The organism is Rhizobium sullae, assembly GCF_025200715.1.
GTDB classification, from domain to species: domain Bacteria; phylum Pseudomonadota; class Alphaproteobacteria; order Rhizobiales; family Rhizobiaceae; genus Rhizobium; species Rhizobium sullae.
This window is the reverse complement of record NZ_CP104144.1, coordinates 1181424-1200411: the sequence shown is the minus strand read 5'-3', so window position 1 is coordinate 1200411 and position 18988 is coordinate 1181424. Positions and strand designations below refer to the sequence as shown.

The window sequence follows — 18988 nt, the reverse complement described above, 5'->3', positions numbered from 1 at the left end:
CTTACTCGCTGAGGCACGATTGGCATTTGACGGCGAACGGAACAGCTTCAAGACGCGCTTCCGAAATCGGCGCGCCACATTCTACGCAGATGCCGAAGGTTCCGCTTTCCAGACGCTGCAGGGCGGCGTGGATGGCGCGCACCTCTTCCTGGCCCGCACGTCCAAAGCCCTCGAGCACGTCGTTGTTTTCGAGCTCGACGGCACGGTCCTCATCGTCGGCATCCTTTCGCCGCCCCAGATCGCTATCAACGAGGTGCAGGCGTCGGTTCAGATCTTGCAATCGACCCCGCAGAATCTTTTCAAATTTCTCTTTTTGCATCCTGGTTCTCCGGGTTCTTCCTCTGCCCACCATAGTTAGGGCGATTTCGGGCGGATCATCTTGATCTGCGTCAAAATGTGGACAACACAAGTGTTGAGGCGGCGGCAAAGGTGCAGCAGCAGAGACCGATCATGTCGGCGAAAGGCCGATGCCGAGGGAACACTGCAGTCTTCAAAAGCATCGATGAAGCACATCGCCTCGCCTGACAGCGCCATACCGGACGCCGCCATCGCGATCACAGTGTCACGGCGATGTGCCGTAAGGTCGCAGGCCATTAATGAAGTCCCTATTTCATTGCGCGCCCTCAACGCTACAAGCCGAAGCGGGTCGGTCTTTGCTCCAGTGCAGACGTCCCGGATCATCCCGGTTGCTCGGGTTTGCGGCCCGGGATATCGCTGCTGCGTGCGATCGCGTGCAGGAATTGCGATCCCATCTGCGCCTGCATGGCCAGATCTTCAAACAGCAGCGCGGCCTCATCGATGACCCCACCATCGGAGCCGGTCGACACATCACCGAGGTCGCGCAACAACTCTGTGAGCTTTATGATCTTGTCCCTTTGCCCGACGGCAGCTTTCAGCAGTTCCTCGGTGGCGACTGCCGTCTCCCGGCGCTCGAGATCCTCAAGCGCGTCATCGACCACATCACGGCACTTGCAATCCAGAGCGCTGGTGCGAATAATCGCACGGACCTGGTGCATGACAGCTTGGACGTTGGCTGCGGCCAGAACGGAATTGGAATCACTCATTGGGGGCCTCCCATCGTGGCGTTGCGGCTGCGGGCGACCCATTCGGCGCCGGCGTGACCATGGTGAAAGCCATTCGACAACGGTACGGCCGGATAGGCCGTTCGCAGGCGAAGCGCCGCCTCGTCAGGATCGATCTTGTCTTTCGTCAGATCGAGAAAGATCCCGGCGACCTCGACCATATCGCAGACCTGCGGCGACAGCCGGAGCGCCGACACGCCGAGTGCTTTGATATCCGCGTCCGTCTGCAGCAGCGCCTGGCACGTATAGGAAACGGTTTGAACGCCATTCAGCGCAAGAAACGGCTGGTTCGACATCGTCTTTACGGTCAGACCGTCAGGTTCCTCGCCACAGACGAACTGACAATTGTCTTTGATCCTGCCTTTCGCCCTTGCATGCGCGCAGCGCGCCGACACGGCAAGCGGCAGGCGGCCGAATGCGAAAAGCTCGAAGGCGAGTTCCGGGCAATCCGTCGTGATCGCCTTGACGGACACCGCCGGCAACTCCGGCGGCAGGCATATTGTCGATGCTCCGCTTTTTGCAAGGAATCGCGCCGCCGGGCCGTTATAGACGTTCACCAGAGGCCCGACGGCGTGGTTGCGGCCCTTGAGCAAATTGAGGGCCGACAGGTCGTTGGCTTCGATGACGTGGCCACCGTCACGGATAAGATCGCGCTGATATTGGCTTTCGCGATCAAGCGTAATGAGAGCAAGCGTTGAAAGCCTGACGGACTTGCCCGCCGCTTCCAGCCGATCGACGACATCCGCAAAAGCCGGTTCGGTGATGTGCAGCCGTTTCGAGCAAACCGTTTCGCCGATGATGACCGTGTCGACCGGCGCTTCGTCGGCGATGCGGAAATAGAAATCGCGCCAGCGATCGGCGTCCCAGAGATAATAGACGGGACCGAGGACAAGCGTCGTCGAATGATCGATCACGTCGTTATCTCCACCGTTTCTCATAGGCGCCATGCGTTGTTTTCTGCCCCTCGCTTAATGTCCGCAGGCGGGCAAGCAGGCGAGACCGTTCGGCCGGGGCCGCATCGACAGCGGCGCGAAGCGTCGATACGACTTCGCCGACATAGGCTTTGCCGCGCTGGCGCCCTTCGATTTTAAGCGCGCAAACGCCTGCTGCCCTCAGCGAATCGATCTCATCCATGACGTCGAGCGACGTCGGATCCTCGAACGCGTAGCCTTGGCTGTCGGCGATGTCGAAACGGCCCTTGCATAAGGTGGGATATCCCGCAGCCTCATTAGGCCCGAAGCGATTGATGGTGAAATTGCCAAGCTCGGAGACGAGGCCGTCCGGCCCCTGGCGGTAGCGCACATGGCTGGCAGGGGAGCAGACGCCTTGCATGTTCGGCGACCTTCCCGTGGCATAAGAGGACAGGGAACAACGTCCTTCTGCCATGACGCACAGGCCGCCAAAGACGAAGACCTCCAGTTCGCATTTGATCTTGCGGGCAAGCCGGGCGATATCGGGAATTGTCAACGTGCGCGGTAGAACGACGCGTGCTGCGCTGAACATATCTACGAGAAAGGCGATCGCATCAGGGTTTGACGCAGAAGCCTGCACGGAAACATGCAGGCGCTGTTGGGGATGGCGTTCCGCGACATAGGCCATCAGGCCGAAGTCAGCCAGGATGAGCGCATCCGCCCCGATCGCCACAGCGTCATCGGCGGCTGAATACCAGAGCCTCTCGCAGCCCGCCGTCATGAACGTGTTAAGCGCCACGAAGGTTCGGACACCTTTGGCCCGGGCATATTCGATTGACGCGGCAAGCTCCTCCCGCGTGAAATTCAACCCGGGGAAATTGCGGGCATTGGTTTCGTCGCGAAAGCCGCAATAAACGGCGTCGGCGCCTTCGTCGACGGCCTCCTTGAAGGCTGCCGGAGTCCCTGCGGGACAAATCAGTTCCATGAGAGCCCCTCCGACGTTAGGGCCTGTTTGCGGATCGAAACCATCAATGACCTCAGCATCGGGTGCAGAGGGCCGGCGGCGTTGGCGATGATTTCGGCAATGTCGATATCGCAGTCGTCGAGAGCGTTTCGAAGAGCAATGACGCTTTCCATATCGCCGGTTACCGCCAGGCGGCGCGAAAAGAACAGGGCGTCGCCATCAACGCGCCCCTCCGCCAGCGCCAGCAAGAGCGCTAGGGGACCTTCGACCGTCGCGTCTGCCGTAATCGGGTGGCTCTTTCGGACCGCCTTTGTCGTCTTGCAGGACGGATCGACCAGAAAGGAAAAGGGCAAATCCGTCGGAACAAACGCAAATCGCTTTTCCTTGAAAGCTCCCAGCCGGTCAAAGAGTCCTGAATGCCGTTCGAGGATCTGTCTAAACAGGAAAGCCGAGACGCCTTGAGCAAGCGGTAACGGAACCGCGTGCAAGGAAGCCATCAGCCGTGGTCGGAATAACATGCGCGCCTCATTGGTAGCGGGAACCGGTTTAGCGCCGGCTGATCGGCCGGTATTTGCGCCATCTCAAAGACAGGCCGGATTTTTTTACCGATGGGCATGCGGATGAATAATCACGCCGCTCCCGTTGCCACATTTCCAGACCTCCAAAGCTTTGCGCTCGACCTGGAACGGCGCAACCTGCTTCACCGTATCAGCGAGCCGGTCTCACTCGTCCACGAGATGGCAGAGATCCACCGAAGGTCCATGGAAGAAGACGGTCCGGCCCTTCTTTTCGAGACGCCGGTCGATGCGTCCGGCAGGACCAAGCACATTCCTGTTCTCGTCAATCTCTTTGGTACCCGGGAAAGGATTGAACTCGGCTTCGGCTTGCCGACCGGAGGCCTGGCAAACCTTGCGGCCATGCTGGGCGAGCTGCATCGGCCAACCCCGCCGAAGACCATCCGGGAGGCTTGGGACAAGTTGCCGCTTGTGCGGGCGGCGATGTCAATGCGACCCAAGCGCCGGGCAAGGTCGCCGGCGCAGGCGGTGATGCGCACAGGAGAGGACGTGGACCTTTCGCTGCTTCCGATCCAATGGTGCTGGCCGGGCGAGCCGGCGCCACTCGTCACCTGGCCGATGGTGATCACGCGCTCTCCGGACGATCCGTCCGATATCAATGTCGGGATATACCGGATGCAGGTGCGTGACCAACGCTCACTCATTATGCGTTGGCTGGATCATCGCGGCGGAGCAAAACATCATCGGGCCTGGCTGCGCAAAGGATTGGACATGCCCGTCACAATCGCGATAGGCGCAGACCCCATCAGCATTCTCTCGGCGGTCATGCCCCTTCCGGAAGGCTTCAGCGAGATCAACTTTGCCGGCCTCCTGCGATCGGCGAGGACAGAGGTGAGCTCCGCATTGACGGTTCCGATGCCAATTCCGACCAATGCGGAGATTATCCTGGAAGGTACGGTGTCAGCCACGGAGTGCGCGCCCGAGGGACCCTACGGCGACCATACAGGCTATTACAACAGCGTCGAGCCATTCCCGGTCATGACCGTCTCGGCCATGACAAGTCGAAAAAATCCCTTCTATCTCTCTACATTCACCGGCCGCCCGCCCGATGAACCGTCGCGATTGGGAGAGGCGATGACGGATCTCTTCGTGCCGATAGTCAAGCGGCAGTTTCCGGAAATATGCGATTTGTGGCTGCCGCCGGAGGCCTGCTCCTATCGCGCGATCGTGGTTTCGATCGACAAGCGTTACCCGGGCCAGGCCAAGAGGATTATGATGGGTCTCTGGTCGATGCTGCCGCAGTTCAACTACACGAAGCTAATCATCGTGGTCGATCCCGACATCAACGTCCGCAATTGGGCCGACGTCATCTGGGCCCTGTCGACGCGGTTCGACGCCAGCCGCGACCTCACCGTCATCGAAAACACGCCGATCGACTATCTTGACTTTGCTTCGCCGAGACCTGGCTTGGGCGCCAAGATGGGCTGCGATGCGACCAACAAGATCGGCTCGGAGACGGAGCGCGACTGGGGGCGTGTCTTGTCGATGCCGCCCGAGGTTTCGGCCCGCGCCGGTGCCATTTGGGAAAGGGTGAAACGTGATTTATGACCCTCTGATGGCACCTCGCGTGGTGTTGTCGATCACCGGCGCTTCGGGCGCGATCTTCGGTGTCGCAATTGCGGACAAGCTTATTGCACACGGCATCGACGTTCATCTCGTGGTTTCGGAAGCGGGACGGCGCACGCTTGCCCATGAGATCAGCGCGGATGCCTATGGCAAGCTTCTGCTCAAGGTGCGCAAAGCCCATGATGCCGCCGACATCGGAGCAGCCATCGCCAGCGGCTCGTTTCCCGTTCATGGCATGGTCGTCGCGCCATGCTCGATGCGGACACTGGCGGGGATCGCCGCAGGTTTCTCCGACAACCTGATCGTGCGCGCAGCCGACGTGCAGCTCAAGGAGCGGCGGAGACTGGTCCTGTTGGCTCGCGAGACACCGCTTCACCTTGGCCATCTGCGTAACATGGTTACCGTCACCGAGTGCGGCGGCATCATCATGCCGCCGGTCCCGGCCTTCTATCAGAAGCCGGAAACGGTCGCTGATGTCGTGGACCACATTGCTTCACGAGCAATCGACCTGCTGGCATTGCCGATCCGGCCACTTGCGCAGACCTGGCAGGGAGAACGGCCTGCCGGCCCTGGCCCGGCTCAACCGAGCAGGGAAAGCGGGTCGGTCCCAAACAGATAGCTGTGGCCAGCCACTAGCAACCACACCACCAAAGCAGTGGTGGCCAAGGCGCCCACGCCGAGACGCATGTCGAAGCGCGGCTTCATTTGCCCTGTCAGAGCGCCAAGCAGCGGCACATTTGATGTGCCGGCTGCAACAGTCGCCCAGCCGGCGCCAAGACGGCGCTGGGCGCGTTTTTCCGCCATGGGGATGCCTCCGATGGCAAAGAGCGCAAATCCGCCGAAAAGCAGCAGGGAGCGCAGGTCTCCGTTGACGATCACGTGCCCGGCCGCCCAAAGAAAAAAGCCCCATAAGACCGGATGCCGCGTGATGCTGACGATCGCTCCTGGCGTCGATCCTCGTGCCAGCGAGATCGACAGCGGATTGTCGCTCAAGAGCCCGGCAATCACCAGAAAAATACCCACCGGGGCCAGGACAAACGTCGCGATTGCCTGCCAGGGCCGAAAATCCCAAAGCGGGATGTAGTCCAGCATCAGCGCGGCGCGAAAGACCCAGACGAGAACCGCCGTTGAGATGACGGAATAGATGACGAAGTAGGCTGGTCTTCCGACGATGCTGATGATGCGCGAGCGCAGAGCCGGGATCGCCGGGATCGAATGCAGCGCGATGAAGACTGCGAAGGCGGCTGCGAATTCCTGCACGTTCAACCCTCAAGTAGTTGTCGACCCCATCCTCTATCCCTTCTTCAGTCATCGCTTCATTGCGAAATCTCAAACGCGCCGCCTGGCTTCGTATTTGCGCTGGAACAAAGAGCGGCACGATTGACGGCCATAAAGGTGAGCAAGCAAATCATGTTTGAATAGTTCAAACAACAACGGGTCCAGCGGCAGCAACGGAGCTTTTTCATGTCAAGATTTACACTGGCTACGGTCATCGCAATCGGTTCGCTTGCAACTGCGCCCGCGCTCGTGCGGGCGGCCGAATATCCGATCGGCGAGCCGCAACTTGTTAAGGGGATGGAGGTCGCGGCGGTCTTTTTGCAGCCGGTCGAAATGGACCCGCCGGGAATGATGCTTGAGGCCTCGCAATCGGATATCCATCTTGAAGCCGACATTCACGCAACCGCCGACAATGCCAACGGTTTCGCGGAAGGAGACTGGCTTCCCAACCTGCACGTCGAATATCAGTTGACGAACCTCGCAAATGGTCGGGAAGCCTCGGGCGCGCTCGGACCAATGGTTGCCAGCGACGGACCGCATTACGGCGACAACGTCAAGCTCTTCGGCCCCGCCAAATACCGTCTCGTCCTGACGGTGCATCCTAGCGGGCATGGCGAAATGGCATTCGGGCGCCACGTCGATAAGGAGACCGGCGTCGCCGCCTGGCCCAACGACTTCACGCTCAATTACGATTTCGTTTTTGCCGGCGTCGGCAAGAAGGGTGGATACTGATTACCGTCTGAACCGCGACCGTAGTGGAGCTTCCCCACCCATGTCAGCAAAGCCTGTCTCCGCCGCCCTACCGGCATTATCTGTTCTATCATTATTGGCAACCGCCATGCCAGCTGGTGCCGAAGATGACTATCCGATATTCGTCATTCACATGAGCAACGGCGTGATATCGCCGGCGGTGGTCGAAGTTCCGGCAAACACCCGTTTCAAGCTCGAGCTTCATAACGACGGCTCCAGCCCGGTCGAATTTGAAAGCCTGCCGCTCCGGAAGGAAAAAGTGCTGGCACCAGGCGCCGAGAGCTTCATCGTCATTCGCAACCTCGCTCCCGGCAACTATGCCTTTTTTGACGATTTTCACCTTGATATGCCGCCGGCAAGGCTGATCGCACGATGACGCTGACGGGAGCACAGGCGTTTCAGGTGACGTTTGTTGTCTGGCGCGAAAGCCTCGAGGCGCTGCTTGTGGTTGGCATTCTGGCGACATGGTCGCTCAGAGGCGGTCCAGAGCGCAAGCGAAAGGCATGTTTGGCGCTGGCAGCCGGTATCGCCTCCGGTCTTCTCCTCGCCCTGTCGCTGGCAGTGGTCCTGGTCTCGTTTGAGAGCTTTCTGTCCGGCGACGGGCAGGACATTCTGCAATTCGTCATGGTCGCCGCCGCCGCCTGCCTCATCGTGCACATGGTCATGTGGATGCGCCGCGGTGGAGGGCAGATGAGCAGTGAGCTCCGGCCTGTCGCGCGCCGGTCGAGCGAGCTCGGCAATTGGCTGGGGCTTTCGATCCTCACCGCAGTGGCGATCGGCCGCGAAGGCAGCGAGACGGTCGTCTTTCTCTACGGATTGCTGGCGGGAGCGTCTGGTGCGGGTGTAATTTCGAACCTGGTTTCGGCAACACTCGGCCTTTTTGCCGCAAGCCTCAGCTATCTGATGCTGCGGTGGGGTGCGAATGCCTTGTCATGGAACCTGTTCTTCCGCGTGAGTGAAGCGCTGCTCCTCGTCGTGGGCGCGGGACTCTTGATGACTGCGGTCGACCGGGCGATCGGCCTGGGGCTTGTGGCGCCACTGTCGGGTCCGATCTGGGACACGAGCCGGGTTCTTGATGACGGCAGCGGACTAGGGGCATTCATTGCGGGTCTCTCCGGCTATCGGGCCCGACCGGAACTTTTGCCGCTGCTTCTTTATGCCGCCTATTGGCTCGCAATAGGGTATCTCCTGCGGCCGCGCAGGCAGCTTTTGCTCGCTGCCTGACTGTGATGCTGAGGCCCGTTCCGGATCACCTGGATCGCGCGGGGCAATGGCTCGCGCGCCAGCAGAAGCGCATCCGCCTTTTGGAATGGGGCATGATCGCGGTCTATCTGGTCCTTCTGCTAGGCCCGGCGCTGATACCCCTGCCGGCGCGGACAGATTTCATCTGGAACAATGCTGTTCGGTTCGCGCAGTTTGCCTTCTGGGGCGTGTGGTGGCCGTTCGTATTGCTGAGCACCGCGTTGGTGGGCCGCTTCTGGTGCGGAATACTGTGCCCCGAAGGTGCGCTCTCGGAATGGGCTAGCGAGCGAGGCGCGGGGCGGGCGATCCCGGCCTGGTTGAAATGGCCGGGCTGGCCGACTGTCGCCTTCATCATGACCACGATCTACGGCCAGCTGACAAGCGTCTACCAATATCCCGCGCCGGCCGTCGTCGTTCTTGGCGGATCGACTTTAGCTGCGATCGCTATTGGGGCCCGTTACGGCAAGGCGAAACGCGTATGGTGCCGTTTTCTTTGTCCGGTAAGCGGTGTTTTCGGTTTGCTGGCCAAAATCGCGCCGTTGCATTTCAAGGTTGATGGGCCAGCGTGGCACAGGGCGCAGCCCCGCACAGGGACCAAGCCGCCCGTAGCGGTGAACTGCGCCCCCTTGGTGCCGATCAAAACGATGCGCGGTGCCGGTGGATGTCACATGTGCGGCCGCTGCAGCGGATATCGCGGGGCTATCCGTCTCGCCTGGCGTTCGCCCAACGAAGAGATCGTAGCCGTCGGCGGTGAGACTGCCAACGGATGGGAGACCTTTTTGATCACGGCCGTCCTCATGGGCATGGCCACGGGCGCCCTGCAGTGGTCCGGCAGCGCACTTTACGTGACGTTGAAGGCACAAATTGCGATCTGGTGTCTTAATGCCGGGGTGTCGTGGCCGCTTGACGCCAGCCTTCCATGGTGGATGCTGACGAACTATCCCGGCGATCGGATGACGCTTGTCGACGGAGCCGCTCTTCTGATCTTTATCGCAGGCGCGGGTTTACTGGCGTGCGTGACATGCCTGCCGGCTCTCTCGGCCGGCGCCATCCTGTTGGGCGGGTGGAGCCGCCGCCGGTTCCATCACCTCGCCCAGGCATTAATTCCGGTCGCCGCGGCAGGCTTGTTCTGCGGGCTCCTGTCGCTGACCGTCACTCAATTGCGCATGGATGGCGTACGGATCCCGATGATCGACGAAGTCCGCTCCTTGCTCGTTGGCACGGCGGGCTTTTGGTCCCTCTATCTCGTATACAGCATCGCCGGGCGTTACGGCCCGTCGCGCTTTGCAAGGCTTGGCGTCTCAGCAGCAATCAGTGTTCCGATTGTTGCCACCTGTGGAGTTTGGGCGCTCTTTTTCCTCGGCTGAGGGCACATAGGGCTACGGCCGATCCGCGATCGTCTTCACGTTGTCGACAACGGTCGCCGAGCCTCTGAGGCTCTCGACGAGAACCTTTATCGCCTTGCGATGGAGCTCCGTCTCGACAATACCGGTGAGTATGACGTTGCCATCCTGAACGGCCACTGCAATCTGCTCCCGCGGGAGGTTCAGATCGCTCTTCAGCCGCGTCGCTATAGCAAGGCGCAACGCCTCCTCGCCGCGCGGTATGCGATCGGGCAGGCCTGCAACGACCGCCTTAAGAAGGTCGCGACGGCTGACGATACCGACAACCCTGCCATCCAAGACGACCGGCACGCGCTTGATTGAATGTACCGCCATGAGCCCGGCGATCTCGCCGAGAGGCGCTGTGGGCATTACCGAGACGACATCAGCGGACATGACGTCTTCGACCCGCCAGCTACTACCGTGCACATAGTCGCTAAGCGCATCGACGGTGCCTGCATCGGCGGCCGCCCTTAAGTCCAGTTCTTTTCGACGCAGCAGGTCGCCTTCGGTGATAATCCCGCGCAGGCTTCCGTCGTCGCCGAGGACCGGCAGCCCGCTGCAATCAGCGGCGATCATTATTTCGATAGCCTTACGGATGCTGGCCGTCACGCTGACTGAAGCGACGGGCCTCGTCATTATGTCTCTGGCTTGCATGGCGGTTCCTTGCATTCGACGGGTGTGCCCGAAACAAAGCTTAGGCGCGATGCGGCCTTTGCAAATTGATCGGGATCAAGGATCCGGCTTTTTCCGTGGCAGATGCCGATCAGAGATATTGATGTGATCGAGGAGCGGGCGAGGGCAGACGCGGGGGGTGACCTTTATTCACGGCCGCCGTTGGCGAGAATCATCAGCTTCCGGTAGTCGCAGACAAGCAGTTTTTGACGGCCGCCTTCAACGAGGCCCTTGGCTTCCCAGGCGCTGAGGATTCTTGAAACCGTGTGCAACGTCGTTCCCGTCATTTCCGCGATATCCTGGCGAGAAATCGGAAAGTCGATACGAATGCCATCGCCCTCCTGCTTTCCTGCCTGCTTGGAAAGCCTCAGGACAGCGTGAGCGACGCGTCTTTCCACTTCCTCTGTCGACATTTCGCGGATCCGCGTATGAGCCTCCTCGAGCCGCTGGCCGATGGTCTGCATCGCGGTAACCGCCAAACGTGGATTTTGCTCGACGAATTGCGGCCATAGATCGGTCGGCCATGAAAGCGTCAGGCTCTCGGCGGCCGCGATTGCGGTACCCGGATAGTCGGTACGCTGCAAGGCTCTGGCAAAACCGAACAAATCGCCCGGGTGAACGACCCGGACGATGATCTGCTGGCCATCTGCCGTGACCTGCGTGACCTTCAATCTGCCATGCAGGAGCAGGAAGAACGATTTGGCAGGCGCCCCTTGCTCGAAAACGGCATCGCCCTGTGCGACACGCCGTGAAACCGCATGCTCCACCATGGCGTCGAGATCAGAATCCGTAATTCGATCGAACAACGGCAGCGATTTCAATACGGCGCGATCAATCTTCATGACGTAGGTCCTTCATCCGGGGGAACGGCGTTTATCGAAAAGGTGGTCAAACCGATCATGCGCCTGATCCAGTCTTTCGCCATCTCCAAGGAACTTGGTTGGCGAACGAGCCGGAAACCGAGATTGTCTGGCGGGCTGCCGACAGTGCAGCCGCCGCCTTTTGGATTGCGGATAAAGCTGCTCATCGGAGCTCGATGTTTACCGGAAGCGATCAGGATACCGCAGCGCGACGGATCAGCCTCCTGATCGGCTTTTTGAGCGTCCATATCGACACGCTTGCTGCAGCTGCGCGTCCATTCCCAAATGTTGCCGGCAAAGTCGGCCAGCCCGTATTCGCTGACGCCAAACGATCCCCGGAGCTGGGGACGGGGGTCCTTCGAGGCGGACCGGCGCGCCTCCCGCTCGTATTCTGCGAGCCAGCGGATGGCGGGATTCTTGTCGTCGCTTGCAACGCCGAGCGCGTCGTCGGGAAAGCGGCTTCCCGCGGCAAAGGCCAGTTGTTCATCTGTCGGCAGGGTCCATGAGTGCCCGGTATGGTCCGAAAGCCACGCCGCATAGTGCAGGGCGTCGTCATAGCTGACGCCGATAACAGGTGTTTTGTCCGGCGAGGCCGGTTCTTCGCTCTCCGCCGGGGAACAGGCTTGATCTTGGACGCAGCGATCATACTCCGCGCGCGAAACCTGATATTTCATGATCGCCAGCGGCGTTTCAATCGCGACGACCGAACGCGGCGCATCGACGGCGAACCCGGCACGGAAATATTCCGCATGGTCCCGATATGCAAACGACCTGGGGACCACGGTAATCACATCTGGACTGGCGACCGGATTCTGAGCGCCACGCAAGGCGACTAGGCCGGACTGAACGGCGACCGTAGCTAGCAGGATCGCCAACAGCACCAGCGGTATGGCGATGGAAATTCCCGAAACCTGATCATCGACTTCGTCTAGTATCACAGCCGCTACGCGTTTGAAGGCGCCTCACGTGGAATTTCGGCGAGCGGGCTACATCCTGGTCCGCTCGCCGGCATGAACTGTCTGGATCAGCTACCCGATGGCGACCTGACGGTGGTCATTAGATCGTCGTTCCAATCACCGGTGACCTTGAAGTGAGCCGCAGCGCCAAGCTCGAAAGCCTCGATCAGATTATGGTTGACGTAGGCATAGATACCGGGCTGTTCGAACGTATAGTAGGCCGCCCCGGCTGTGCCGCCGGGAATGAACCAGGTCTCCTGATCCCGGTCGGGCACGTTGACGAACTTGCCCGTGGCCCAGACATATTCGCCATGACCGCCGATAAGATGCGGCCGGGTGTCACGGTTGGCTTGCGAGTGAACGATGAGAACCCGCTCGCCGACGGCAGCCGTCAGAGCATTTTCACCGGTGAGCGCGCCCACGGCGCCATTGAAGACAATATGCGTCGGGGTCAAGGTACGCATGACGGCGACGGTATCCTCATAAGCCTCACCCGGGCTGTCATATTTTTTGAACTCACCCTTTTCGTCGCGCGGAATATAAAAGTCCTGCTCACCGACGTAATAGACCTTGTCGTAGACAAGTTCCTTGCCATGGCCATCTGTCAGACCTTCGCGCGGCAGCACCATGATCGCGCCGTTCATGCCCGAGGTTACGTGCCAGGGTACCATGCCGGGAGGGGCGCAGTGATAGACGAAGACGCCCGCCTTGGTCGCCTTGAAGCGCAATACCGCGCTCTCACCCGGGTTGACGACCGTCAGTGCACCGCCGCCGAGCGCACCGGTTGCTGAGTGGAAATCGATGTTGTGCTGCAGCGTGTTCGTCTCGGGATTGACGAGTGTGACCTCGACGTAGTCGTCCTGATGCACAACGATGAGCGGACCAGGAACCGATCCGTCAAAGGTCATGGCATTGACTTCGGTGCCCTTGCCATCGATCACGAGCTTCTTTTCCTCGATCGTCAGTGTGACTTCGACGACTTTCGGTCCGCCTTCTGCTTTTTGCGTATGTACGTGGACGAAAGGTGGCTTCACGAGGTCCAGTTTCCTGCGCGGAAGGGCAGCGATTTCAGTGGCGCTGAGCTTTCTGACAGGAGTGGGGGAGGCATTCGCCGCCGCCGAGGTGAGGATGGGGGTCAGCGCTCCGGCAACAGCAGCGCCCGTCAGCATCGTGCGCCGGGTCATTTGCAATGTATTTGTCATCATTCTTCTCCTGAAGTCGAAGACGGAGCGGAAGCCGCCCGGTCACAAGAGTTCTAGGAGAATGGTGCGTAATCTCTTTGATTTGGAGCAAATTCGGTCTTTGTGGGAGCACAAAGTCGCGTCACTGCTCTTTGCGTATTGTCAACGACTGCTTCGGCCGATGCGACCATTACTGGCGGGTCAATTCGGAGATCTTAATCATGCAAAACAGGTCAGCAGCCGAACCGGCCCCGCGCATCCCAAGAGGAATGTGGACGTCAGGATCGGTGCTCTTTTCTTACGGCTTCCGGCCCTTCTTCCTCGGCGCTGCGGCCTGGTCCATTCTTTCCATAGGGCTCTGGGCGGCGTTTCTCTCCTCGGGGCCAGCGATCGCGCTCAACTACGGACCGGCCAATTGGCATGCCCATGAAATGCTCTTCGGGTTTGCCTCGGCGGTCCTCGCCGGCTTCCTGCTGACGGCGGTGCCGAATTGGACCGGCCGCTTGCCGGTTTCGGGCCGGCCGCTTGTCGTTCTTTTTGGGCTGTGGACGTTCGGGCGGGTCGCCATCCTTTTGTCGGACACAATCGGCGTACTGCCCGCCGCCGTCATCGATAGTCTTTTTCTGCCAGCAATGCTGGTCATCTGCGCCCGCGAGGTGATCGCCGGCCGGAAGTGGAAGGACTTGAAAGTTGTAAGCGGCCTTGCGGCGCTATCGGCGGCAAACATCTGTTTCCACATCCTGGTCATCGAACGCGCTAGCCCGGAACTCCCGATCCGCCTGGCACTCAGCGCCTACGTCGCTTTGATCACGATCGTCGGCGGACGGATCCTTCCAAGCTTTACCCGCAACTGGCTGAACCAGTTCGGCCGAACCGACTTTCCCGTCCCCTACAATCACTTCGACGCAGCAGCGATCATTACCGGTGTCGTCGCACTGGCATGCTGGACGATCGCACCAGCGTCAATCGCAACCGGTGGCCTGAGCGCCATAGCGGCCGTTATCAATCTCATCCGGCTTTACCGATGGCGCGGCTGGACGACTCGCCGGGAACCCATTCTCTCGGTCCTTCATGTCGCCTACCTCTTCGTCCCCTTCGGCTTCGCAATGATCGCGCTCGGATCGATGGGCCTCGATCAGGTATCAATCCTGCATACGCTCGCGATCGGCGTAGTAGCTCTCATGATGCTGGCGGTCATGACGCGTGCAACGCGGGGGCATACGGGCCGCAAGCTCAAGGCAAGCGCTGCGACGACGACGTCCTATGCCGTCCTTGCGGTCGTCGCCGTCGTCAGGCCAGCCGCCGAACTTTTGCCGGCATACACCTATGAAGTCCTGATGATCGCGGCGCTCGGGTGGATCATGGCCTTTGGATTGTTCCTGGCCGAACACGCGCCTCATCTTTGCAGGAAGACAAAACCATTGCGATGATGAAAAATGGCCGGGCGCACAGCCCGGCCTCAATGACGGTTCAAGCCACAAACTTGCCGATCATATCCGGCGACCATGGTGGCTCGTAGACCAGATCGACCGATATCCGCCCGATGCCCGGGATTGTGCTCAATCGCTCACGCACAGCGTCCGCGATGAAGGCCGAAGCGGGACAACTGCGTGTGGTCGTCGTCATAGCGATCCGCACAGCTGCATCCGGTTTGATTTCGACCAGATAGATCAAGCCCAGCTCGACGACGTCAGTCCCAACCTCGGGATCTTGAATGGTCCGTAACGCGAGCAGAACCGTGGAAACGGTGATCGGCTGGAGCGTGATCATGAGACTCTCGCTGACGGATTGACGCGGATCATGATGCGGTACGTCGACCCGCTCACATCGAAGTTGCCGGCCCATTCATGGCCGCGCCTCTTCAGCTCATTGAACAGGAACACCGGCTCGCGGGCGAGGAGCGCAAACAGGACTTCGCCCGGGTTCATTGTCTCGATGCGGGCGAGGATCCGCTCCATGGGCTCGGGAGGCGCCAGATCCGTCAGATCGAGGTTCCATTCCGGCTCCGGCCAGATATCCGGCGCCGGAGCAGCGCTATCGTCAGCCGCTGGCGAGGCAGCCGGCGCCAGCGGTGTGAACACGATTTCCCAATCGTCTTCCGAACGTTTGGTGCTGTGGTGACTGTATCCCCGCTCATTCAGCTGGCGAATGAGGGGAACGGGTTCGAAGATCACGAGGAGACGGAGACTTTCATCCGGATGCAGCGATTCGACTGTTTCCATGATGACCTGGAACGGCATGACGCCGTCCTTCAGGAGTTGTCTGACATCGAGTTCTCGAACTGGCATCATTGTCGTTACCTCTCTGAATTGATTTTGGCGATCAACAGACCGGGTTGATGGAAGGGACTGCTTTTGGCGATGGCACCGACGTTGGCAAGGATACGAACCTGGAACAGTTCGAAGATCAGGCCAGCAGAGCATATCAGTTGAGCAAAGGCTGATATCTGAAACCCCGCATTGGTGTTTGCGGCGATGGATGCGGCGGCCGAAACGACCGCAAGGTAAAATCCGGCAAGCCAGAACGATGCGCGGCGCTCCTTGATCAGGTCTTGCAGCCGTGGCGTCGGGCGCCGGCCAAGCAGTGGCCCAAAGGCTTCGAGCCAGGTCAGGAAGGGAACGATCTTCAACAACTGTGCAAGACCGAGCCCGGTCAGCCATCCGAAAGCGAAAAGATAGACGATCGCAGCACGAGTACGGTCATCCGCGTGCAGAGGGATGGAAACGACGAGCGCTGCCATCGACAGTGCCAGCAGCACAAATGCCGGAATCGAACCGATGCTGTTGAGCTCCAGCGTCTTGCGCCGTCTTGCGCGGTAGAGGATGCGCATTTCGGTCGCGTAGACTGCAATCGTTCCCAGGAACACGACAGCCGAAATGAAGAGCAGCGGCTCAATCACGTCCCGGTGCGTGAACAGGCAAAACAGGGCAACAGCAAGCGTCAGAAAGGTGCAAGCTCCGCCAGCCAGTACGACGCGCGTTCGTGACGTATCGGGCGACAGAAGGAACATGCTCATAAGTTTGTAGCTGACGCCGATGGCGGCGAGGCTCATCCATCCGCCGAGCCCAAAACCGGCATGCAGCGGTACAGTGCGCAGGGAAAGATCGACGAGCAGCGGAACATCCGTCGCCCCCGATAGCACCAGCGCGAAACCAACACCCAACACCACGGTCACGGCCAGACAGAGGATGCCAAGAAGAACAAATGACGCAGCGGAATGAGCGCTGCGTCCGCACCATAGTCCAGTAAACAGCACGGCACCTATGCCAATCAGACCCACAGCGAGCAATGCCGCAGCGACCGGCATTGTCACGGCGACCGTCGGCGATCCGGTCTTGATCGCGGCAAAGCCACAAATCAGGGCCGCAAGACCGGCGACGATGGCGACGAGGGCAGGGAGGTTGAGCCGTTCCGTCACCAGCCCCGCCCCCGTCAGTACTGGTGCAAATTGCAGCAATGCACCTATCATCAATAGGCCGAACCAGCCGATCGTGACGCAGTGCACTATGATCAGCGTAATGGGATCACCGATGTCGGCGGATGGTTTCCAAAGACCTGCCGCCAGCATGCCTTCTGCCAGCAGCAGAAAGAGCAACGCGGCAGCGAAATAGGACATCGTCCATCGCGAGAGTGTTGCACCGGGGATCATCGTCGCTACCCGCCTAATGCCTGTCAGTGGCTGCCGCAGCAGCAGTCGCAGCCCGAATCCAAGCGAGCGATCTCTACGCGCCATACCGCGGGACCCTGCTCGAGATACTCCCAGGCGAACTTGTCGGGAAATTTGGTTTCAAGTTGATAGTGTAGCGGCCTGGGGTCATGGTCGCTGGTGATCAGCAGCGAACTGCCCGGCGCGAGCGCATTGAGGGTATTGAAAATGCGCGGATGCCGTTCGGCCGGCGCCAGCGTGCGCACATCGATCAGCGGCTTGTTGCTTTCAGCGATCGTCGCTTCAGTCATGGATTGGAACCCTTATAGGCTGCATTCGAATGAAGTCCCGGTCAAACCGCAGCCGTGATTTGCCGGATGTTCAAAAGCCTAACGGCAATCTCGCTGCGGCAATTTGACTGTGAGCAAACAATTTCCGGATTCTCGAAAATGCGGCCGGCGTCATCATTGACCTAAGACAAGGACAGCCACCCTCAGCACCTTCAAAGTCGCCAAAACGTCTATGAAGGAACGCATCATGTCTCACCCCCTCGTCGAGAAGTATGGCGAAACGCGGCTGCCGCGCTATACGAGCTATCCGACCGCGCCTGCCTTTTCTTCCGCGATCGGTGGGGGCACCTACGGGGATTGGCTGGCAGAGCTCCACACCGGGGACCCGGTCTCGCTCTATCTTCATATCCCCTTCTGCCGGTCGATGTGCTGGTATTGCGGGTGTCACACCACGATCACGAAGCAAGACCGGCCGATCCTCGACTATCTGGATGTTCTCCGCCAGGAGATCGATCTGATTGCGTCCAGGGCGAAGCAACCGCTGCTCGTGCAAAATGTGCACTTCGGCGGCGGCACGCCGACGATCATGCGGCCTGAAGAGTTCGTAGATTTAATGAAGCATTTGAGGAACGCCTTCGAATTAACGCCGGAGGTGGAAATCGCCGTAGAGATTGATCCCCGCACACTCGCAAGCGAAATGGTCGACGCGCTCGCTAAGGGGGGCGTCTGTCGTGCAAGCTTAGGGGTTCAGAGTTTCGATCCGGTGGTCCAGGCGGCCATCAACCGCAACCAGACTTTCGAGCAGACCGAGACCGCCGTTCTGCAATTGAGAGAGGCCGGCATCGGTAGCATCAACTTCGATCTGATCTATGGCCTGCCATATCAGACGGTCCCATCTTGCATCGATACCGTGCAGACAGCCGTCCGGTTGCGCCCCGAACGCTTTTCAGTCTTCGGCTATGCACACATCCCGGCCTTCAAGAAGCATCAGCGCCTTATCGATGAGGCGACCTTGCCGAACGCAGAAGAGCGCAACAGCCAGGCCGAGGCGATCGCAGAAGCGCTTGTCGATGCCGGCTACGTGCAGATCGGTCTTGATCACTTCGCATTGCCGACAGATGAACTTTCGATGGCCAGCGCGCGCGGGGACTTGAAGCGTAACTTCCAGGGCTACACCACGGACACGTGCGAGACCCTGATCGGTCTCGGGGCATCCGCCATCGGGAAGCTTCCGGGAGGGTATGTCCAAAATGAGGTCGCCCCCGGGGCCTATGCGCAACGGATTGCCTCGGGCATCCTGGCCACCGTGAAAGGGTACCGCTTGACCGGGCAGGACCGGTTCCGGGCGGCAATCATCGAACGGCTGATGTGCGATTTCGTCGTCGATCTCAATCGGCTTGGAGCGCGTTTCGGCCATGAAGCCGGTCTGGTTCTTGACGGCAACGATCGGCTGCGTGCGCTCGAAAACGATGGCGTCGTGACGGTCCGCGACGGTCTTGTTACCGTGCGCAAGGATCTCAGGTTCATGATCAGGGCCGTGGCCGCAGCCTTCGATGCCTATATCGGCGCATCCGGCCGTACCCATAGCAAAGCAGCTTGACGGGGTGGAGAGACCCGTGGCCGCCCCAGC

At 60.0% G+C, this 18988-nt stretch carries 22 protein-coding genes; 8 read left to right on the top strand and 14 right to left on the bottom strand.

Annotation, left to right across the window (positions count from 1 at the left end; genetic code table 11):
* Position 1: 1 nt before the first annotated feature.
* From N2599_RS26465 to ubiT, 5 genes are all read right to left on the bottom strand, one after another.
* Positions 2-319, bottom strand: a complete 318-nt coding sequence (locus N2599_RS26465) for a TraR/DksA family transcriptional regulator (protein ID WP_084606440.1) — start codon at positions 317-319, stop codon at positions 2-4.
* Positions 320-677: 358 nt separating this feature from the next.
* Entirely contained in the window at positions 678-1064 is a 387-nt protein-coding gene (locus N2599_RS26460) for a hypothetical protein (RefSeq protein WP_051336531.1), read from the bottom strand.
* Positions 1061-1993 carry a ubiquinone anaerobic biosynthesis protein UbiV gene (gene ubiV / locus N2599_RS26455; protein ID WP_375714153.1) on the bottom strand — a complete coding sequence of 311 codons (933 nt, stop codon included), beginning with the start codon at positions 1991-1993 and terminating at the stop codon, positions 1061-1063. The genes N2599_RS26460 and ubiV overlap by 4 nt, the downstream gene beginning before the upstream one ends.
* Before the next feature lie 7 nt (positions 1994-2000).
* Positions 2001-2978 (bottom strand): ubiquinone anaerobic biosynthesis protein UbiU, encoded by a 978-nt coding sequence (gene ubiU / locus N2599_RS26450; RefSeq protein WP_027509717.1) that lies wholly within the window; start codon positions 2976-2978, stop codon positions 2001-2003.
* A complete protein-coding gene (gene ubiT / locus N2599_RS26445) occupies positions 2969-3475 on the bottom strand; it encodes a ubiquinone anaerobic biosynthesis accessory factor UbiT (protein ID WP_027509718.1) in 507 nt (168 codons plus the stop codon). The genes ubiU and ubiT overlap by 10 nt, the downstream gene beginning before the upstream one ends.
* Positions 3476-3577: 102 nt before the next feature.
* Between ubiT and N2599_RS26440 the strand changes: the two genes are divergently transcribed.
* Together N2599_RS26440 and N2599_RS26435 are read left to right on the top strand one after the other, a co-directional pair.
* Positions 3578-5080 carry a UbiD family decarboxylase gene (locus N2599_RS26440; RefSeq protein ID WP_037141770.1) on the top strand — a complete coding sequence of 501 codons (1503 nt, stop codon included), beginning with the start codon at positions 3578-3580 and terminating at the stop codon, positions 5078-5080.
* A gap of 4 nt (positions 5081-5084) precedes the next feature.
* The gene (locus N2599_RS26435; RefSeq protein ID WP_311319510.1) at positions 5085-5717 is read left to right on the top strand and encodes a UbiX family flavin prenyltransferase; all 633 of its coding nucleotides are present in this window, start codon (positions 5085-5087) and stop codon (positions 5715-5717) included.
* Here the strand turns inward: N2599_RS26435 and N2599_RS26430 are convergent.
* Complete coding sequence (locus N2599_RS26430) at positions 5678-6358, bottom strand: NnrU family protein (RefSeq protein WP_027509720.1); 681 nt, start codon at positions 6356-6358, stop codon at positions 5678-5680. The genes N2599_RS26435 and N2599_RS26430 overlap by 40 nt on opposite strands.
* Before the next feature lie 204 nt (positions 6359-6562).
* On the opposite strand from N2599_RS26430, the gene N2599_RS26425 reads away from it, so the two are divergent.
* The 4 genes from N2599_RS26425 (at position 6563) to N2599_RS26410 (ending at position 9735) form a co-directional block, all read left to right on the top strand.
* On the top strand, positions 6563-7108 hold the full coding sequence (locus N2599_RS26425; RefSeq protein WP_027509721.1) for an iron transporter: 546 nt from the start codon (positions 6563-6565) through the stop codon (positions 7106-7108).
* Between the two features lie 106 nt (positions 7109-7214).
* Positions 7215-7502 (top strand): cupredoxin domain-containing protein, encoded by a 288-nt coding sequence (locus N2599_RS26420; protein ID WP_244914898.1) that lies wholly within the window; start codon positions 7215-7217, stop codon positions 7500-7502.
* On the top strand, positions 7499-8350 hold the full coding sequence (locus tag N2599_RS26415) for an FTR1 family iron permease (protein WP_027509723.1): 852 nt from the start codon (positions 7499-7501) through the stop codon (positions 8348-8350). Before N2599_RS26420 ends, N2599_RS26415 begins: the two co-directional genes overlap by 4 nt.
* A gap of 92 nt (positions 8351-8442) precedes the next feature.
* Positions 8443-9735: a 4Fe-4S binding protein gene (locus N2599_RS26410; RefSeq protein ID WP_245209232.1), complete on the top strand. Its 1293-nt coding sequence runs from the start codon at positions 8443-8445 to the stop codon at positions 9733-9735.
* Positions 9736-9747: 12 nt separating this feature from the next.
* On the opposite strand, the gene N2599_RS26405 is transcribed toward N2599_RS26410, so the two are convergent.
* The 4 genes from N2599_RS26405 to nirK all read right to left on the bottom strand — a co-directional run bounded on the left by N2599_RS26405 (position 9748) and on the right by nirK (position 13443).
* Complete coding sequence (locus N2599_RS26405; RefSeq protein ID WP_051336534.1) at positions 9748-10389, bottom strand: CBS domain-containing protein; 642 nt, start codon at positions 10387-10389, stop codon at positions 9748-9750.
* A gap of 182 nt (positions 10390-10571) precedes the next feature.
* Positions 10572-11267: a Crp/Fnr family transcriptional regulator gene (locus N2599_RS26400; protein ID WP_027509726.1), complete on the bottom strand. Its 696-nt coding sequence runs from the start codon at positions 11265-11267 to the stop codon at positions 10572-10574.
* A complete protein-coding gene (locus tag N2599_RS26395) occupies positions 11264-12223 on the bottom strand; it encodes an SUMF1/EgtB/PvdO family nonheme iron enzyme (protein ID WP_051336535.1) in 960 nt (319 codons plus the stop codon). Before N2599_RS26395 ends, N2599_RS26400 begins: the two co-directional genes overlap by 4 nt.
* Before the next feature lie 86 nt (positions 12224-12309).
* Positions 12310-13443 carry a copper-containing nitrite reductase gene (gene nirK / locus N2599_RS26390; RefSeq protein WP_027509727.1) on the bottom strand — a complete coding sequence of 378 codons (1134 nt, stop codon included), beginning with the start codon at positions 13441-13443 and terminating at the stop codon, positions 12310-12312.
* 200 nt (positions 13444-13643) lie between these two features.
* On the opposite strand from nirK, the gene N2599_RS26385 reads away from it, so the two are divergent.
* Positions 13644-14852 (top strand): NnrS family protein, encoded by a 1209-nt coding sequence (locus N2599_RS26385; protein ID WP_027509728.1) that lies wholly within the window; start codon positions 13644-13646, stop codon positions 14850-14852.
* 40 nt (positions 14853-14892) lie between these two features.
* Here the strand turns inward: N2599_RS26385 and N2599_RS26380 are convergent, their stop codons facing one another.
* Genes N2599_RS26380 through N2599_RS26365 form a run of 4 tightly spaced genes read right to left on the bottom strand, consistent with a single transcriptional unit; the run spans position 14893 to position 17379 of the window.
* Complete coding sequence (locus N2599_RS26380) at positions 14893-15192, bottom strand: metal-sulfur cluster assembly factor (protein ID WP_037141730.1); 300 nt, start codon at positions 15190-15192, stop codon at positions 14893-14895.
* Positions 15189-15713, bottom strand: a complete 525-nt coding sequence (locus tag N2599_RS26375) for a DUF2249 domain-containing protein (protein WP_027509730.1) — start codon at positions 15711-15713, stop codon at positions 15189-15191. The genes N2599_RS26380 and N2599_RS26375 overlap by 4 nt, the downstream gene beginning before the upstream one ends.
* 5 nt (positions 15714-15718) lie before the next feature.
* On the bottom strand, positions 15719-17071 hold the full coding sequence (locus tag N2599_RS26370) for a hypothetical protein (protein ID WP_051336536.1): 1353 nt from the start codon (positions 17069-17071) through the stop codon (positions 15719-15721).
* Between the two features lie 23 nt (positions 17072-17094).
* On the bottom strand, positions 17095-17379 hold the full coding sequence (locus tag N2599_RS26365) for a DUF2249 domain-containing protein (protein WP_027509731.1): 285 nt from the start codon (positions 17377-17379) through the stop codon (positions 17095-17097).
* Positions 17380-17605: 226 nt separating this feature from the next.
* Here N2599_RS26365 and hemN point away from each other — a divergent pair, with 226 nt between their 5' ends.
* Entirely contained in the window at positions 17606-18958 is a 1353-nt protein-coding gene (hemN, locus tag N2599_RS26360) for an oxygen-independent coproporphyrinogen III oxidase (protein ID WP_027509732.1), read from the top strand.
* Positions 18959-18988 lie beyond the last annotated feature (30 nt).

Coding starts and splice junctions, on each gene's coding strand:
- N2599_RS26465 (WP_084606440.1), bottom strand. CDS start 319: ATGCAAAAAGAGAAATTTGAAAAGATTCTGCGGGGTCGATTGCAAGAT.
- N2599_RS26460 (WP_051336531.1), bottom strand. CDS start 1,064: ATGAGTGATTCCAATTCCGTTCTGGCCGCAGCCAACGTCCAAGCTGTC.
- ubiU (WP_027509717.1), bottom strand. CDS start 2,978: ATGGAACTGATTTGTCCCGCAGGGACTCCGGCAGCCTTCAAGGAGGCC.
- ubiT (WP_027509718.1), bottom strand. CDS start 3,475: ATGTTATTCCGACCACGGCTGATGGCTTCCTTGCACGCGGTTCCGTTA.
- N2599_RS26440 (WP_037141770.1), top strand. CDS start 3,578: ATGAATAATCACGCCGCTCCCGTTGCCACATTTCCAGACCTCCAAAGC.
- N2599_RS26425 (WP_027509721.1), top strand. CDS start 6,563: ATGTCAAGATTTACACTGGCTACGGTCATCGCAATCGGTTCGCTTGCA.
- N2599_RS26420 (WP_244914898.1), top strand. CDS start 7,215: ATGCCAGCTGGTGCCGAAGATGACTATCCGATATTCGTCATTCACATG.
- N2599_RS26415 (WP_027509723.1), top strand. CDS start 7,499: ATGACGCTGACGGGAGCACAGGCGTTTCAGGTGACGTTTGTTGTCTGG.
- N2599_RS26410 (WP_245209232.1), top strand. CDS start 8,443: ATGATCGCGGTCTATCTGGTCCTTCTGCTAGGCCCGGCGCTGATACCC.
- N2599_RS26405 (WP_051336534.1), bottom strand. CDS start 10,389: ATGACGAGGCCCGTCGCTTCAGTCAGCGTGACGGCCAGCATCCGTAAG.
- N2599_RS26400 (WP_027509726.1), bottom strand. CDS start 11,267: ATGAAGATTGATCGCGCCGTATTGAAATCGCTGCCGTTGTTCGATCGA.
- nirK (WP_027509727.1), bottom strand. CDS start 13,443: ATGACAAATACATTGCAAATGACCCGGCGCACGATGCTGACGGGCGCT.
- N2599_RS26385 (WP_027509728.1), top strand. CDS start 13,644: ATGCAAAACAGGTCAGCAGCCGAACCGGCCCCGCGCATCCCAAGAGGA.
- N2599_RS26380 (WP_037141730.1), bottom strand. CDS start 15,192: ATGATCACGCTCCAGCCGATCACCGTTTCCACGGTTCTGCTCGCGTTA.
- N2599_RS26375 (WP_027509730.1), bottom strand. CDS start 15,713: ATGATGCCAGTTCGAGAACTCGATGTCAGACAACTCCTGAAGGACGGC.
- N2599_RS26370 (WP_051336536.1), bottom strand. CDS start 17,071: ATGATCCCCGGTGCAACACTCTCGCGATGGACGATGTCCTATTTCGCT.
- N2599_RS26365 (WP_027509731.1), bottom strand. CDS start 17,379: ATGACTGAAGCGACGATCGCTGAAAGCAACAAGCCGCTGATCGATGTG.
- hemN (WP_027509732.1), top strand. CDS start 17,606: ATGTCTCACCCCCTCGTCGAGAAGTATGGCGAAACGCGGCTGCCGCGC.